At 63.9% G+C, this 14,866-nt stretch carries 15 protein-coding genes and 1 tRNA gene; 5 read left to right on the forward strand and 11 right to left on the reverse strand.

Going from position 1 to position 14,866, the window contains the following annotated elements; all coding sequences use genetic code 11:
* Positions 1 to 20: 20 nt before the first annotated feature.
* Together V3B64_RS09460 and V3B64_RS09465 are read left to right on the forward strand one after the other, a co-directional pair.
* A tRNA-Ala gene (locus V3B64_RS09460) sits at positions 21 to 96 on the forward strand.
* Between the two features lie 156 nt (positions 97 to 252).
* Positions 253 to 1,461: an integrase arm-type DNA-binding domain-containing protein gene (locus V3B64_RS09465; RefSeq protein WP_329914019.1), complete on the forward strand. Its 1,209-nt coding sequence runs from the start codon at positions 253 to 255 to the stop codon at positions 1,459 to 1,461.
* 3 nt (positions 1,462 to 1,464) lie between these two features.
* Here the strand turns inward: V3B64_RS09465 and V3B64_RS09470 are convergent, their stop codons facing one another.
* A complete protein-coding gene (locus tag V3B64_RS09470) occupies positions 1,465 to 1,968 on the reverse strand; it encodes a hypothetical protein (protein ID WP_329914020.1) in 504 nt (167 codons plus the stop codon).
* 307 nt (positions 1,969 to 2,275) lie between these two features.
* Here V3B64_RS09470 and V3B64_RS09475 point away from each other — a divergent pair, with 307 nt between their 5' ends.
* From V3B64_RS09475 to V3B64_RS09485, 3 genes are all read left to right on the forward strand, one after another.
* Positions 2,276 to 2,530, forward strand: coding sequence for a hypothetical protein (locus tag V3B64_RS09475; protein WP_329914021.1), 255 nt, complete (start codon positions 2,276 to 2,278; stop codon positions 2,528 to 2,530).
* A 280-nt stretch (positions 2,531 to 2,810) separates the two neighbouring features.
* The gene (locus V3B64_RS09480) at positions 2,811 to 3,362 is read left to right on the forward strand and encodes an SOS response-associated peptidase (protein WP_329914022.1); all 552 of its coding nucleotides are present in this window, start codon (positions 2,811 to 2,813) and stop codon (positions 3,360 to 3,362) included.
* Positions 3,363 to 3,424: 62 nt separating this feature from the next.
* A complete protein-coding gene (locus V3B64_RS09485) occupies positions 3,425 to 3,730 on the forward strand; it encodes a hypothetical protein (RefSeq protein ID WP_329914023.1) in 306 nt (101 codons plus the stop codon).
* Between the two features lie 42 nt (positions 3,731 to 3,772).
* On the opposite strand, the gene V3B64_RS09490 is transcribed toward V3B64_RS09485, so the two are convergent.
* The 10 genes from V3B64_RS09490 to V3B64_RS09535 form a co-directional block, all read right to left on the reverse strand.
* Positions 3,773 to 5,614, reverse strand: a complete 1,842-nt coding sequence (locus V3B64_RS09490; protein ID WP_329914024.1) for an SGNH/GDSL hydrolase family protein — start codon at positions 5,612 to 5,614, stop codon at positions 3,773 to 3,775.
* Between the two features lie 21 nt (positions 5,615 to 5,635).
* Positions 5,636 to 8,701, reverse strand: a complete 3,066-nt coding sequence (locus V3B64_RS09495) for a host specificity factor TipJ family phage tail protein (protein ID WP_329914025.1) — start codon at positions 8,699 to 8,701, stop codon at positions 5,636 to 5,638.
* A complete protein-coding gene (locus tag V3B64_RS09500; protein WP_329914026.1) occupies positions 8,698 to 9,075 on the reverse strand; it encodes a nitrite transporter in 378 nt (125 codons plus the stop codon). Before V3B64_RS09500 ends, V3B64_RS09495 begins: the two co-directional genes overlap by 4 nt.
* Positions 9,075 to 9,554 carry a DUF1833 family protein gene (locus V3B64_RS09505; RefSeq protein WP_329914027.1) on the reverse strand — a complete coding sequence of 160 codons (480 nt, stop codon included), beginning with the start codon at positions 9,552 to 9,554 and terminating at the stop codon, positions 9,075 to 9,077. The genes V3B64_RS09500 and V3B64_RS09505 overlap by 1 nt, the downstream gene beginning before the upstream one ends.
* The gene (locus tag V3B64_RS09510) at positions 9,551 to 10,015 is read right to left on the reverse strand and encodes a hypothetical protein (RefSeq protein WP_329914028.1); all 465 of its coding nucleotides are present in this window, start codon (positions 10,013 to 10,015) and stop codon (positions 9,551 to 9,553) included. Before V3B64_RS09510 ends, V3B64_RS09505 begins: the two co-directional genes overlap by 4 nt.
* A gap of 27 nt (positions 10,016 to 10,042) precedes the next feature.
* Positions 10,043 to 13,108, reverse strand: a complete 3,066-nt coding sequence (locus V3B64_RS09515) for a phage tail length tape measure family protein (protein WP_329914029.1) — start codon at positions 13,106 to 13,108, stop codon at positions 10,043 to 10,045.
* Complete coding sequence (locus V3B64_RS09520) at positions 13,105 to 13,488, reverse strand: hypothetical protein (protein WP_329914030.1); 384 nt, start codon at positions 13,486 to 13,488, stop codon at positions 13,105 to 13,107. Before V3B64_RS09520 ends, V3B64_RS09515 begins: the two co-directional genes overlap by 4 nt.
* Positions 13,448 to 13,840, reverse strand: a complete 393-nt coding sequence (locus tag V3B64_RS09525; protein WP_329914031.1) for a hypothetical protein — start codon at positions 13,838 to 13,840, stop codon at positions 13,448 to 13,450. Before V3B64_RS09525 ends, V3B64_RS09520 begins: the two co-directional genes overlap by 41 nt.
* 73 nt (positions 13,841 to 13,913) lie before the next feature.
* Complete coding sequence (locus tag V3B64_RS09530) at positions 13,914 to 14,213, reverse strand: hypothetical protein (RefSeq protein ID WP_329914032.1); 300 nt, start codon at positions 14,211 to 14,213, stop codon at positions 13,914 to 13,916.
* An 82-nt stretch (positions 14,214 to 14,295) separates the two neighbouring features.
* Positions 14,296 to 14,763, reverse strand: a complete 468-nt coding sequence (locus V3B64_RS09535) for a hypothetical protein (protein ID WP_329914033.1) — start codon at positions 14,761 to 14,763, stop codon at positions 14,296 to 14,298.
* Positions 14,764 to 14,866 lie beyond the last annotated feature (103 nt).

The following is a 14,866-nucleotide window of genomic DNA, read 5'->3' on the forward strand; positions in this document are numbered from 1 at the left end:
CTACACTGAAAGCCTGCCGTGGGGCCATAGCTCAGCTGGGAGAGCGCGTCGTTCGCAATGACGAGGTCAGGAGTTCGATCCTCCTTGGCTCCACCACTATTCAGTGCGGCAACGCACTCAGAAGGCCGGAACTCCTGAAATAACAGGGCTTCCGGCCTTTTTCGTTGCACGGTGCAGACCGGTCCAATGCGTTGCAGCTGGTGAGACGGTGGGGGCATATTTTGGGGCATCCGCCCAATGCCCCCAAGATCGATGCCCCCACTCTCCGACCTCGCAATTCGGCGCGCAAAGCCGACTGGAAAGACCCAGAAGCTGTTCGACGGCGGCGGGCTCTACCTGGAGATCTCCCCGAGCGGTAGCCGCTGGTGGCGAATGAAGTACCGCTTCGACGGGAAGGAGAAGCGCCTAGCGCTGGGCGTCTACCCCGAGGTGCCCCTGCAGCTGGCACGGAACCGTCGCGAAGACGCGAGGCGGCTGCTTGCCCAGGGCGTGGACCCGAACCAGCAGAAGAAGGAGGCCGCCGCGGCGAAGGCGGGCATGGAGGCTCAGACCTTTGGCGCGATCGCGCGCGAGTTCATGGATGGCCGGATCTGGTCCGACGACTACCGGGTAAAGGTCGAGGCCTGGATGAAGAACGACATTCTGCCGTGGATCGGTAGCCGGCAGGCCGCTGAGCTGGAGGCACCCGACTTCCTTGCACTCGCCCGTCGGATGGAGAAGCGCGGCGCCATCGAGTCAGCGCACCGGGTCATCCAGAAGTGCGGGGAGGTGATGCGGTACGCCATCGCCTGCGGCATGGCCAAGCGCAATCCGGTGGCAGACCTGCGCGGCGCACTGCAGCCGACGCCACGGAACCACTATGCAGCGATCACCGAGGCCCGCGAGCTGGTGCCGCTGCTGCGCGCCATCCCCGCATACCGCGGCAGGCAGGTCACACGCTGGGCATTGGCCCTGGCGCCGCTGGTGTTCGTGCGCCCCGGCGAACTCCGGAAGGCGGAATGGTCGGAATTCGATCTGGACGCCGGGCAGTGGCTGATCCCTGCCGTCCGCATGAAGCGGCGCCGGGAGCACCTGATCCCGCTTTCGAGGCAGGCCCTGGCCATCCTTCGCGAGATTCAGCCGCTCACAGGCAAAGGGCAGTATGTCTTCCAAGGGCGGAACAGCCCGAAGCGACCGCTGAGCGAGAACACGGTGAACACCGCGCTGCGCAAGATGGGGTTCGAGGATGACGTGATGACCGGGCACGGCTTCCGCGCTACTGCGCGGACCATCCTTGACGAGGTGCTGGGGTTCCGGCCCGACATCATCGAGCACCAGCTGTCGCACATGGTCAAGGATCCGGATGGCCGGGCGTACAACCGGACCAAGCATCTGGAGGAGCGCGCCAGGATGATGCAGGAATGGGCGGACTACCTGGACCGGCTCCGCGACGGCAACGTGGTGCAGCTGCGGGTTGCCTGATGCCTACACGCCGCGGCGCAGCTGCCGCAGCCCTGCACTCACCCATGCCTTGCTGCGGACGTCCCTCGCTCGGGGTTTCGTCTCTGCCGGCGGCTTGCGCGGTTCAAGCGCCGCCTTGATCCGCTCGACCTCCTTCGCCCCGGCCTCGGCCAGGCGCCGGGCCTGTTGCTGCTGCTCGCGGGTCGGAGGCAGGCCAGGCATTGGTGGGGGCAACTGGATCGGCGTGCTATCGGTCAGTCGGGCGACGGCCTCACGCAGCGGCAGCTCGGGATACAGCCTGGCGGCGCACCAGCGCTCGGCGTAGCGCTTTGCCTGTCGGACATTGGCGGCCCGCACTTCCTTCACCTGCCACATCTTCTGGCCTTCCATCCATAGCCGGACCCCAGGGCCGTCATCAGGCGTGACGCTGGCCGTCTCGCGGCCGTTGTACCAGAGCGCCCAGCGCTCACCGGTCTGGACCCAGCCAGAGGGGATCGGGGCGGTGCGGAAGCCTTGGGAAGAGCGCATGGCCGGAAGGATACGACCGGCCGTCGCAGATCCTGCGAACGCGGTGGCGACCTGCCTGAATCGTTCGGGGAAGGAATTGTTAAGCGCTGCATCGGCGATTTGACGAAATCGTCAATTCGCCCGAATCGTCTTGCGGGGTGCCGGCGAGGCGCTGCTCCAGCGCGCCCGGGTTGAGCTGCCTGCGGCCTTGGATACGCGTAGTCTGCGATGAAGTTGAACCTGCTGGGGGAGCGACAGCCCATACGCCAAGGCTAAAGTTTTTTCTCGCCACGCCGATCATGCGTAGGCACTACATCAAGGAATGACCATGGCAAAGATCATCTGCCCGAGCTGCTCACACAGTTTTGATCCGAACAGCAAAAGCGCCTATGGCGCTAGGGCCGGTGCTGCAGCAGCTGGCGGCATCTCTGGTGCCATTTTCGGGAAGAAGATAGGTCTCGTCGGACGTGGTCTCGGTATGGCAGCAACGGTTCCCCTCGCAATAATGGGTGCCGTAGTTGGTTGGCAGACAGCCGGACACCTAGCTAAGTGCCCGAGATGTAAGAAGCCATTCAAGACCTGAGCATTACTGAGCTGACCGCGCCCGGCGAGCCGCCGACGATGGAGGCCCACAGCGAGCGCGGCGCTGCTTATGCAGCCTCGGCGAATGGTTCGACCAGTGCCACTAGCATCTCCATCGCGGTGGCCGGGCCAGATTGATCGCCTCCCCGCTCCAGGAAGGAAGTCCAATCGGCCCGCACCAGCTGTACGAGCTCTTGCGGCGACAGGGGGATGCAACGCATAGGCCAGTAGGGAAGCCTGCGCTGCCCGACCCGCCCCCGCGCAATCTCGATCAGGCTTGAATGGCTGGTGGCGCCCATTGCTCTGGAGAAGGCCGGCAGGTAACTCGGCTGGCGTGGGGCCTGCTGCCTTTCTGGGCCAAGGCCAAGGGCCTGCAGGGCTCGACCATCAACGCCCGGATCGAGACGGTGGCCACCAAGCCTGCCTTCCGGACGGCGTTCAAGAAGCGACGCTGCGTCATCCCGATGGCCGGCTACTACGAGTGGTCGGTGAGCCCGATCGACGAGAGGAAGGACCCCTGGTTCATCCACGCCACCGGGCCGCTGCTGGCCGCCGGCCTGTGGGAGGACACCAGCCCGCTCCTGCCCGAGGGAAACCTGGGCACCTTCACCATCATCACCGGCGACAGCAGCGGCGTCTCCGCCGACATCCACGACCGCATGCCGGTGTGGCTGCAGGCAGGCCAGATCGATGAGTGGATGGCCGCTAGTCCGGACGATGCGATGGCCATGCTGCTGGCCAGCGAGCCCCCGTCCATGGAGGCATATCGGGTCAGCCGCGCGGTCAACACGCCCCGAAACAACAGCAAGTCATTGATTCAAGCCGAAGGATAGGCCCCTCTCTTGGGATTCCCCGGATGGAGCCCCATAGGGTTACCTCCACACGGGAGAATCACATGTCACTGCGGCAGCTGGAAGAAGACCTTGAGACCTACACTACACGCCGGGATGAGGTTGCAGCGTTTCGGGCGGGGCTGAGCCACGCCCAGCTTGTTGAACACGACAACCGCTCTGATCAAGAGCTCGGCGAGGTCACCCAGGAGCTGGAAGAGAACGGCAAAGACATGGATGCTATTGACCGCAGCCAGCTCGAACAGCGCCAACTCGACCTGATCGATTTTGGTCGTGGCGGCTTGAGTCGCATCGAAGGCGAGATCCTGGACATCAAAACCGAAATCCTTCGCGCAAAGAATCGTCGCTAACAAATGCTGGGGGGCAGTCATGCCCCCCGGCACTCTCTGGATTTACCGCTGGATGTCCCAGAGGCGACCATTCACGATCCTCCCCAGAAGCGGGGCTCCGGCCGCGACCGAGGGATGGAAGTAGGCCCCGTCATTGTCCAGGAACTGCGCAACGTTCGAGTGGCTCCACCCACACTCCCGCGACCATTCAATGACCGGCAGGCCATAGTGCTCGGCAACGCGCCTGGTAGCTTCCGCGTACGCCCGGACAGTCAGCCCTATCGCGTTGGTCCATCCATTGGCCCAGTCTCCGGGAACTGTGATCCTCTCAGCATACGGAGACGTGATGCAGAAGATTCTGGCCTGCGGGAATCGAGTCAACAGCTTCCCGATCGTTGAATGAAGTGCGCCGTAGAACTCGGTTTCAGCAGTGGAAGTGAACTCGCCAAGCGGCACAGACTGCGCCCAGTCGTTGGTGCCGCCCTCGAACAGCACAGCCACGCTGCCGGCTGGAATTGCGTCGATTCTCGCCTGGTCACACATAGATACCGCCTGCGGGCCTGAGTCCGGCTTTGCAACCTTGCTGCCACCGACTCCGCAGTTGGTATGCACAATTCCATGCTCAGAAACCACAACTTGTTGCCATCGCCCCTGGCCAACCAGGCTGTCACCGAACGAGGCCACGGCCTGATCGCGCCATCTGCTAAGAGATGAAGAGCTGCTGGCCTCGAGGACTGCAAGTCGCTTGGCTACGTCCGGCGATACCTGCTCAAGTTTGATTATGATCGGGTTGCCCGAACGAGCAGTGACGGCTACGGACCGGGCAGCCGGAGGAACTGCTACGCGCTCGTCCGTGTATTGGGTTCCGACCGCGCCAACAATAGAAATCAGCGCTCCACCCTCGCCAAAGAAGGCTAGCGGAGTGGTCGTAGTTCCCGTGACAAAGGTCGTGAAGTAAACGAACCCCTCATCGCCATTCAAAGGCAGTGAGGAGTAGTTGTACGCCGAACTAGCTACTGCAGCTCCGGTGCTTTTGTCGATGTAGTAGCCAGGAACGTCCGTGGTGTTCTGCCGGATCAGGTCAGCCAACGACGCGGCCGATTCCTGAGCGTTGCGTTCGGCAGTCGTCAGGCGCTTTGCGACACCTGCGGCAATGTAGGAAGCGTTTATCTCAATATTGTTCCTTCGCGAAGAAACGTAAACAGCCCTAGCCTCAGCAGGAACCGCCTTCAGCTCATAGTCTTGATACAGGGTTTCAGTTGAAGTACCCATCACCTCAAAGCCCAGATAAGCGCCGTTTCCGTCCTTGTAAACGGCAAGCGCCTGAACTGGCTGACTGAGGCTGGCAGTGACCTTGATCGCCGATTCCTGCCCTGTAATTGCGGAATAGGCGTAGAAGAAGTTTGCCGAGGCCACCAGCGCACCAGTGGTCCGGTCAACGTAGAAGCCGGGGCCTCCTGCTTTGCTCAGTGCCTGAAACACCGACAGGGTCTTTTCAGTATCTGGGGTCAGACGGGTACGGTCATTGATCGAATCGATCGAGTCTGCACGCATCCATTGCCAAGACCCTCCGGATGCACGGAACTGACCCGAGTTGGTCACGGACTGGCCTGTAATGGGATCAGTGTGGAAACCCGCGTCTCCTATTACGTCCGCGGCGAAACCGTCGGGCCTCGACGTATCGGCCGCCAAGGCTGCCCAACTGGAGTAGCGCTTCAGGCCATTACCCGAAATGAAGTCGTCAAACTCCGATTCGAGGCCCGACCAGCTTCTGCGCGTCAATCCGCGCCGGTCCTGCCACGTTGGCGCGTCACCGTTGATGCCCTTGTCCAAGTTCTCCGCGTTGTCGTACAAATCTTTGACAGCCGCCGACGGCACCGGATTCCCAGTGTTGTGAGTCGTCATCTTGGTGTTTCTCCGTTGGTGTTACGGCGCGTTCGCGTCGTCGTACTGGTAGAAGGCTGGGTCGTACTGCAGCGCGGAGATCTCCACCGAGCCGTCGTCGCCGGGGGTGATCTCGGAAAGCACTGCGTCATAGCCAACCCGAGAGCTGTCGCAGAAGATCAGCTCTGGCGGGTCAATCGTCGGGTCATCGAGGATCCATGTGCTGAAGGCGTGCTCAGCCGGCAGAGACGAAGCGGAGATGGTCAGCGTGTGATCGTCCACCCGCGTGGGCACGATCACCGCCGACGCCGAGCCGTCCTGGAACCGAATCAGGCAGCGCGGCGCAGCCAGGCTCCAGTCCAGGTACTCGCCCACTTCGATCCGCACGCGCGTGCCCTGCAGCTCGGCATGGTCGATCACGCAGCTGGTGGTGCTGGACCCGGGGATGTCGTCGGTCAGCTTGACGCGGTCGCCGAAGTCGAACCGCAGGCCCATCAGCTCCGTCTTTGTGGTGTAGGTCAACCGCTGTCCCTGGTACTTCATCAGCCGGCGCATGCCGATCCGGTATGCCCTGGTGCGGCTCCCTACCCCCTTCAGCTCGAACGTTTCCACCTTAACCGGCGTATCGCTACCTGGCATGCGGCATTCCACGGTTTCGGCCGCCCAGGTGACCTCATCGATGTAGGTCACGTCTACCCCGTCGAAGTCATCCGGACCCGGTGCATTGAACGACGTGGCCAGCGGCTCCAACTGCCGCTGGGGAGAAATTGCGCCGCGCCAGGTCTTGATGCCCTCACGCCCCGCCGAGCACATGCCGTCGCTCAGCAGGAAGTAGCCCATGCCCGCCTGCGTAGCCAACTGCAGCACGTCCAGTGCGCTGCTGCCGGACTGCTCGGGGCTGTAGTCGAAGAACTCCCCGCGCGGCGTCCAGTAGGTAGCTTCCAGGTGGTCCAGCGTAGCGCTGTCGATCTGGTCCTCCGGCAGCCCCAGGGACCGCAGCACGTGCTTCATGGCGCCGCTGATGGTCCGCGCGGTACTGCCCTCGTACTGTCGCGTCGCCATGACGTTGAATCGCCGATCCGACTGCGCCGCCAGCTTCGTGCCGGTGGTCACGGTAAGCCCGATGGTGGTCAGGTCGTCGTAGCGGGTTGGCCGCTGTGACAGGCGCGCGCGCAGGCCCTGCCAGTAGCACGCGTCCCGTGCAGAATTGCCTCCGCGCTCGGTCACCCGCCGAACTCGCACCTCGACTTGCCCAGGCGTCCCCAGGTTGATGCGCTCGGTGAAGCCGACGGCATCCTCGGAGTATCCGGTGTAGGTGTGTGTGCGCACGGTCCATGGCGCGCCGGAGCCGAACACGCGATAGCCGACTCGCAGAGAAACGGTGAAGGTGCGCTTATTACCCTTGCTGGTGTACCAGATCAGTCCGCTGGGGAAGTTGAAGTCGTATTCAAACGCATCGGTGGTTTCGCCGTTCGGGCACACCAGGAACGGTCCCAACCACTCCTCGCCCTCCTGGAACCCGGTGGCGCTGTAGTCAGTGGCCGTCCGGCTGGTCCAGCCCGGCCAGCTCGTGTCGACCACGCCAGACTCTGTAAGCCGTTCCACCGCCAAGGTGAGCCCGGACACGGCCGCAATTCGATAGTCGCTTTGGCCGCGCGACATTGCCAGCGACACCACACCGGGTGGTAGACCGCCGAAAGCAGTTCCGGCCGGGCCGTCGTAGGCCAACGTCACACGGGGCTGCGTCGCAGGTGTTCCGCCGCTCGTGGCCACGCCCGCAGTAGACGTTGGACTGCTGCCGAAGACTGACGCCGGCAGTCCGCTGTAGGTGATGCTCCCACCAGCAAACGGGCTGGCCGACTCCGCAATCGTGACCACACCGCCGGATTGCGTCGCCACCAAGCCGCTGTCCACCAACTGGTCGTTGATGGCCGTCAGAAGCACGCCCAAGGTGATGTAGTTTGCCTCCAGAGCAACGCTGTAGGCGATGCCGCGCCAGCTGATTCCGAAGGTGACCGGAGAGCCGCTGAAATCGAAGTTGCTCGCCGCGGCCGATCCCGTCACGCGGGCAGCACTTCCACCTACGCCGGGCACCGCGGGCGAGCCTGGGGCGTAGCTGGCCACGAACAGTGCATAGTCGGCGCCGTTGTAGGTCAGCAGTACCGGCATGCCCACGTAGGGCGCCAACTCTGCCACAGCACTGCCGGCGATGATCGAGTAAAGGCCGCTCGTGGTCGCGGTGAAGGAGGCAGAAATCTTGAGCGTGAGCACGGCGCCGACAACCCAACTGCTTGGCACGGAGCTGGTCGGCCGCTCGTTACCGTTCGCGTCGGTGACCGTTGCATTGTTCAGGGTGAGCACGTTCCCCGATACCGTCACCGAGTCTGCGTTGATTCCCGTAGACACGTCTGCCGTGTCGCTCAGATCCAGGCCGGCTGTGCCGGAGGCCGTCGCCCCGACCTCGGTGGAGTTCACCCAGTTCTCGGAGCGCACGTCGCCGCTCACATCCGCACCCGGTGGGTAGATGGTCATCTGCACGTCGCTGCCGAACGAGCTGATGGGCGTATTCCCCAGCCGCGCCGAGCCGACCGGGATGATGTGCTGCCCCTTGCCAACACAGACGAACATGTGGGTGCGGTAGGACTTTTCGCCTACGAATCGCGACACCGGCTGCACCAAGTAGTCTGGATAGACGCGATAGCGGCCCAACACCTCACGGATAGGGCTGCCCAGACGCGCATTGTTCGCACGCGCGGTGTCCAGGCTGAGCGAGTCGCCCTGGCCAAACCGGCTACCCGAGGGCATGTTGCTGGCCATGTAGATGGCATAGGCCGCTGCAACCGCCACAACCACCCAGTACACGACTGCAGCAATACCTTCGCCATAGGCGACTGGGTAGATGCGGACGTCAGCATCACCGTCCACCCAGGTGGTTGCCCAGGCTTCGGCCGGCAGCGGCACACCATCCAGCTCGACCTCAATCGGATGCGGCCCTTCCTGGATGAAGCTCGGAACCATGGATTGCAGCCAGCCCTCAACAGTGGTCCGGCCATGGGGGTGCGTTTCCAGCGGCTCTCCGGGCATACGCGACGGATAGATTCGGATCACGCGTAGTACTCCACTCGGGTAAAGCGACGTTCGAAGCGCGCCAGGGGTAGGACCGTCACGTCGTGGTGCTCATTGCATTCCAGCGCGCACAGGCGACCATCCGCCTCAATCAGCACGGCAACATGCTCGACCACACTGCCTTGGTAGCAGAACGCAACGGCGCCCTGGCGCAAGTCGCTACCGCTGCGCTCGGTGGCTGCGCCGGCGGCGAGACCTGGAAGTTCCTCCGCCGTGGCGCCGGCGTACTCTGGCCAAGCATCCAAGGCCAGATCCCTACGCACCTCATTGACCACTCCGTAGCAGTCCAGCTCAGGAAACTGGCGGCCGCCACGCACCCAGCGCACGTCAAGGTACTTCTCAAGATTGATCTTCATCACATGTACCTCAGCCCAGGATGCTTCGATAGGACGTAGCGATCGCGCGGCCACGCCGTGTCCAGAACGTTCATGAAGCCGGCGGTGATCTGCACCTCGGTGGCCGTCCACTGGCCGCCTTTCACCTTGACGATGAAGGGCCGCTCTGCCGGCGCCAGCAGGTCCGTGCTGAGGTAGAGGCGGAAGGTGGCGACCATCTCTTGCTTGGCGGCGAGCGCAGCTCGTAGCTGGGTGCTGACAACGCCATTGATGTTGCTGAGGGCGAAACGAAGGTCCTGCACGCCATCCGCATTGCGCGCGGGCTTGGCGATGTCCATGCCGCAGGCGGTGAACGTCGCGGCTTCACCCGTCTCTAGCCTGGCCGTGAAGTCATCCCACCCCTTCGTCAGGTAGAAGGTCTGCGCGCCGATCTGGATAGCCAGGGTCTCCAGCTCCACCTCGCGGCCGCCAGACGAATACAGGCGTTCGAGGATGCTCATGCTTCGGGCCACTCCCTGTTCGCTGCGAGATCAACAATGTCGGAATTGAAGATCGCGTCCGGATATGCCGTCGAGCCATCCGCCAGCAGCGGCCTTCTGAACATCTCTAGCGTTGCATCGAATCGCCAGAAGTCACCGTCGACCAGATACGGGCCGTTGTAGAAATCAGCGGTGAAGCGAGCTCGGTAGTAGTCATCGCCGATGGGGGTCCTCAGCTTGCAAAGGAACCAGGCAGATCCGTCGACCAGATCCTCCTGCACCCACTTTTCGAACATCGCAGCCACACGATCTTTCAGCACCCACGACAGGGTCACCATCGTGGGTGTGCTGGTGGACCGCCGACGGGTCATTGATGCGCCGCTCTGGAAACGGGAGGTCACCAACGGGGTGACCGGCTTCATTCCATAGCCGTCGCGGAGCGGCAGGGGTAACCATGCCGGATAAGGAACTGCAGCTGCCATGTGGGGCCTCGCAATGGTTGCGTCAGGTCAGCTGACCCGACGCGACACGTTGTTTCCTCTGCGCAAGCCCTTCCCGACCCGACCCTGTCCTGTGGTCAGTTCGGAGGAGATGCGGTCGTAGTTCTGCTGCATGCCGCGGCGCACGCTCTGTTCCACCATGGCCAACGTCCGGGCATCCGGATCGCCGTTGATATTGATGGTCGGGGCATACACGTCGCCGCCACCGCCGGGACCGCCCGCTCGCGATGCCGCAATCCGGTCCAGCGTCGCGTCCATCTTTGCCGCGGTTCCTGCGGTCAGCACGCGCTCGCCCTTGTTCAGCAGCCACGTGCCTTCCGTGGGCACCGAGTCGATACCGTCGTGGGCCATGCCCGCCAAGGACAACGCGGAGATCGCCGCCACATAGCTCTGGGACACAGCTGCAGCTGCAGCCGCAGCACCAGGTGCCAGTGCCGGTCCCACGATGGGGATCGCCGCTGTGGAGGCGAAGGCAGCGAGCTGCGCCTGCAGAGCCGTCGCCTGCGCAGTTGCCACTACCGCGGGAATCGCTGCCGCGCGAGTCGCCTTGCCGGTGGCAAGCTGCACGGCCTGATACACCAACCACTGAGCGGCCATCTGTTCGAGGGCGCCAATGACAGCGTTCCCCATGTCCACCGCGATGCTCTTCAGCGACTCTCCCAAGGACTGGTTGCCGCGCACCATGGCATCGATCTGGGTGGCCACGCTGCTCGTGGTCGCCGCCAGCGTGCCTTGCACAGCATCCTGTGCCTGCTGGTTGTAGTTGGTGGCGTCGAACGCGTAGTTCTGCCATGCCACCTGTGCACCCAGCCGCCAGTCTCCCAGCATCGCCAGCCGCTGCTCCTGGAACACCCTCTCCTTTTCCAGCTCCCGGTTTCTGAAGGCGTCGGCGTTGGCCGCCAGCAGGTCCCATGTTGCCTTGTCCTGGGCAACGTCGCGGCTTCCCAGCCGCTTCAGCTCGTCCTGGTACTCGCGCTGGATGTCCAGCTGCCGGCGCAGCATCGCCACGCCGTCGGATCCGCCGCTCATGCCCAGCAGATCCAGTTCGTTGGACCGGTCTCGGTTGCTGCTAGCCTGAGCCAGGATCGCCTGCTGCCTGGCCAGCGCTTCGGCCGCCTCCTTCTCCTTCGTGTATGCGGCGGCCTTCTGGCCAGAGGCCAGAAGCTCCTCCCTGGCCGCCACCAGCAGTGCCCGTGTGGACGCCGTCATGGTGTTCTTGCTCTTGGCCAGCACCTGCTCGATCGCCATCGCCTGGCGCTCGCTCTCGGTCACCTTGACGCCGGTCTCCACCAACTGCTTGTTGGCCTCGATCTGCCGCTGCGCTGAGGCCAGCATGTTCTGAGCGGCGCTGTCGTCACCGTTGCGCTTACCTACGCCGTCGCGACGGTTGAACGACTTGTCGACGTCAGCCTGGGCCTTCGCGATCAGCCGCTGCATGGACCCGTCGAAGTGCCGGGCATCGTTATCGGCCAGCTTGTTGTACTGGGCGATGATCTTCAGTCGTGCCGCTTCCTTCGCACTGGCCCGATCTAGGCCTGCCACCTGGGCATTGATGGCCTCGGCGGCGGCCTGCTCGGCAGTGGCCCGCTCCTGCGTCACCGCAGCGAGGTCACGCGCTGTCTGCGGATCCAGCGCGCCCCCCTCATCGATGGGCTTGGGCAGCGGCGGCAGGCCGCGCATGCCTGCAGCCAAGCCGTTCAGCGCATCAGTGAAGGATGGCAGGCCGAGGTTCTTGACCAAGGTGCCACCGGCCAAACCGAGGCCCAGCACGTCGCTCAGACGCGGTAGCCGAGCCAAGACGCCCCATTCTCCAGCGAGTGCCACCACAGCGTTGGTGAAGTTTCCAAGCGCGCCCCATGCACCGCCGATGTCGTCCTTGATGTCCCGCCAGCCCTTGGACATCGCCGGCATAACCGCCTCGGTGCGGTTGGCCACGTCGTCCAGGTGATCGGCATAGATCCGGATCGCCTCGTTGGCGGCCTCCTGTGACCGTCCCTCGTCCCGAAGCGTGGTAATGCGCTGCAGCTGCGCGGCGGTCAGGAACCGTTCCGCGTCGTTGAGCTTCAGCAGGCCTTCCACTGGCTCCTTGGCAATGGTGTCGAACGCGCTGACCGTAGCCGAGAGAGAACGCCCAGCCGACGCTTCCATGCGCGCAGCGGCGGCGGCCACCATCTCGAACTGCTCGCCAGCATAGCGGCCGGCCTTGGCTGTCTCGGTCAGCGCCGCCACGGCACCGCCTCGCGACACGCCCTGCAGGTGATCAATGCTGCTGGCCAACTCAAGGAAGCCCGCTGCGCCGATGGCAGCACCCTGCCCGCTCAGGATCTGGGCCTTCTGGAAATCGAACAGCTGGTCTTCCGTCTGCTTGGCAGCGATGGCCAGGGCCGCCAGAGCTGCCGCACCAAGCGTCAACGGGTTGATCAGCCCCAGCACGTAGCCGCCGACGGCGCGCGCGGCAGGCCCGATGCCCCCGAACTGGTCCTTCAACTGTCCGCCCTGCTGGATCGCCACCATCCACGCCGGCTGGCCGCTGATCAGGCTGGTGGTGATGTCGGTCACCTGCATGGGGATCATGCGCAGGTTGTTCTGCAGCTGCCGCGCGGACATACCCATGCCGTTCTGCGCGCCGGTGGCGTTGAGGATGGAAGCGCGCGTCGCGTCGATGTTGGCCTGGTACTGCTGCCACACCTGGGGTTTGAGCAGACCCAGATCCCGTGCCCGCGCCAGCCGGTCCTGCTGCCCAGCCAACTTGTTCAGCGCTGCCACTGTCGGGTTGATCTGCCCGAGTAGCTGCTGCAGGTTCAGCTCCTGCGCCTCCGTTGCGGTGGCCGCCTGTCGCGTGGCTACCGCCGCCCTCTGCTCGATCCTCTCCATCTCCTGCACGCGGGCGTTGATCTTGGCCTGCTCGTTGGCCCAGTAAGACGCCGTCTTGCTGGCAGCACTCTGCGAACTCTCCAGGCGGTCGGCAGCAGCACCGGCCTTGTCAGCAGCCGCAGCATTCTCGTCCAGGGCCTTGGTGCCCTCCACCAGGCCACTGCTGTCGACCTTGTAGCCAAGCTCGGCGATGTCGGTCATTTCCTGCTCCTCGCTTCTTCTATGGCGCGCTGCCGGGCCGCCGCTTGGTCTTCCCGCACGGCCTTTAGGTAGGCGTCATCCATGGCCATGAGCATCTCCACCTCTTGCGGAAGTGGATCGACCAGCAGAAGCCGGCTCCAGTCCCCGACGTCAGCAAACGTCAACGCCTCCGGGCCGCTCTTTCGACGTGCAGATAGCTGCCAGAACCAATCCCAGACGTGCTCACCCCTCTCGGGGACCCTCACCTCTGGGGATTGCTCTCCGAATCGCTCGTTGCGGGTGCGACGGGTATCCCCTGTGCTGTCCGGAACGTCGTACCTGACGGTCAGGTAGATCGCGTCAGCCAGCTTCCTGGTCAGTTCCTCGAAAGAACTCGGCACGCTCGCCCAGCGCCGTGTCCACCTGCTCGGCCACCCAGGGCAGATCCTTGAACAGGGTGCGCAGGGTCTTCTCTTCGAAGGCAGGCTTCTCGCCGTGGAAGGTCAGGTCCCCCTTCCACTCCCAGCCCCCCACCGAGGCCACCAGCATGTCGATGCGGCTTGCCTCCATCTTTTCTGCGGTCAGCTTGCCACGACCGAGCATGCGCTCGTTGGTCAGCTTGCGTGACGCAGCACGTACCTGCGGGCTGCTGTCGGGGAGGATGGTCAGCACCAGGCCCACAGGGGCATCGGTGGCCGGGTGCTTGATGTCGATCGTGCGCGCGGCGGCGACGATGGTGCTCAGGTCAGTCATGTCTCTCTCATCCTGGGAAAAGAAAAGGCCCGCATTGCGCGGGCCTCATTGGGTTTCGGTTTCTCGGTGCGCTCTAGGGCGTGGTGACCTCGGCGACGGAGTGGCTATCCACCACACCATCCCTCAGCACCACGCTGACGGACTTCCCCTTCACGCGGCCCAGGCCGTTGGCCTTGGCGTAGGTCCACACCAGCACCCTGGTTCCATCGGAGTTGGTAACCGTAGAAGTCGGGCGGCCGAGCTGCGCGACGAGTTGCGCTTCGGTGGTCTTGCCCTTCGTGATGGCCGCGATGGACTCATCACTGATTTCCTTGCCCACGGTCGCACAGCCTGCGATGGCCAGCGCCAGCGCCCCTGCCAGAATCCTCTTCATGGAAAGCTCCTTCGCCGAAAGGGGCGATGGTATCCCATGCGGGTTGGACACCACCCGGGCGCCGGCAGCTGGCCCGGATCCGTCAGGGGGTAACCGGCGCCGCCACATCAATCGGCTGCTGATTCAGCGCGATGGTGTAGGTGTTGAGGCGGAAGTCCTCGTTGCGGCCGCCAGGCTTGTTCGGCCCAGCCACCAGACCGCGCAGGTATTCGACGGTGCCATCGGTGTTCTCGATCTTGAACGCGTAGGCATCCGGGACATCCGGCGCGCCAGCAGCACGCATGGCCACCTGACCCGGATCCGCGAGGTCCTCGGCCATTTCCACCTGAGGGTCGCCGGCGTTGGTAATACCCTTGCCCTTCATCGACACCAGGGTGTCCAGCGTGTCGTAACTGACGATGTTGGTGTTGATGCCGCGTTCGCCAATGCTGCCAACCTTCTTCACCTGCACGTAGGTGAGGGCCGCGAACTCGGCGACGGTCAGATCCTCGTTCTGGGGGGTTACGCAGATGTGCAACTTGGTACCTGAGTTGGTCTTTGCTTCGGTCATAGCCGTGTCTCCTCGCGATGGGCGTAAAAAAACCCGCCACGGGGCGGGGTCGTTGGAAAAGCGAAAGGCCCGCTGGTGGGCGGGCCTGTGGAATAGATTCGGG

The sequence above is a fragment of the Stenotrophomonas sp. SMYL86 genome, from assembly GCF_036320025.1.
Lineage (GTDB): Bacteria > Pseudomonadota > Gammaproteobacteria > Xanthomonadales > Xanthomonadaceae > Stenotrophomonas > Stenotrophomonas maltophilia_A.

Excerpts from the sequence above, each read along its gene's own strand:
- V3B64_RS09470 (WP_329914020.1), bottom strand. The coding sequence starts at position 1,968 with ATGCGCTCTTCCCAAGGCTTCCGCACCGCCCCGATCCCCTCTGGCTGG.
- V3B64_RS09535 (WP_329914033.1), bottom strand. The coding sequence starts at position 14,763 with ATGACCGAAGCAAAGACCAACTCAGGTACCAAGTTGCACATCTGCGTA.
- V3B64_RS09480 (WP_329914022.1), top strand. The coding sequence starts at position 2,811 with ATGGCTGGTGGCGCCCATTGCTCTGGAGAAGGCCGGCAGGTAACTCGG.
- V3B64_RS09475 (WP_329914021.1), top strand. The coding sequence starts at position 2,276 with ATGGCAAAGATCATCTGCCCGAGCTGCTCACACAGTTTTGATCCGAAC.
- V3B64_RS09530 (WP_329914032.1), bottom strand. The coding sequence starts at position 14,213 with ATGAAGAGGATTCTGGCAGGGGCGCTGGCGCTGGCCATCGCAGGCTGT.
- V3B64_RS09525 (WP_329914031.1), bottom strand. The coding sequence starts at position 13,840 with ATGACTGACCTGAGCACCATCGTCGCCGCCGCGCGCACGATCGACATC.
- V3B64_RS09500 (WP_329914026.1), bottom strand. The coding sequence starts at position 9,075 with ATGAAGATCAATCTTGAGAAGTACCTTGACGTGCGCTGGGTGCGTGGC.
- V3B64_RS09490 (WP_329914024.1), bottom strand. The coding sequence starts at position 5,614 with ATGACGACTCACAACACTGGGAATCCGGTGCCGTCGGCGGCTGTCAAA.
- V3B64_RS09485 (WP_329914023.1), top strand. The coding sequence starts at position 3,425 with ATGTCACTGCGGCAGCTGGAAGAAGACCTTGAGACCTACACTACACGC.
- V3B64_RS09505 (WP_329914027.1), bottom strand. The coding sequence starts at position 9,554 with ATGAGCATCCTCGAACGCCTGTATTCGTCTGGCGGCCGCGAGGTGGAG.
- V3B64_RS09515 (WP_329914029.1), bottom strand. The coding sequence starts at position 13,108 with ATGACCGACATCGCCGAGCTTGGCTACAAGGTCGACAGCAGTGGCCTG.
- V3B64_RS09465 (WP_329914019.1), top strand. The coding sequence starts at position 253 with ATGCCCCCACTCTCCGACCTCGCAATTCGGCGCGCAAAGCCGACTGGA.
- V3B64_RS09510 (WP_329914028.1), bottom strand. The coding sequence starts at position 10,015 with ATGGCAGCTGCAGTTCCTTATCCGGCATGGTTACCCCTGCCGCTCCGC.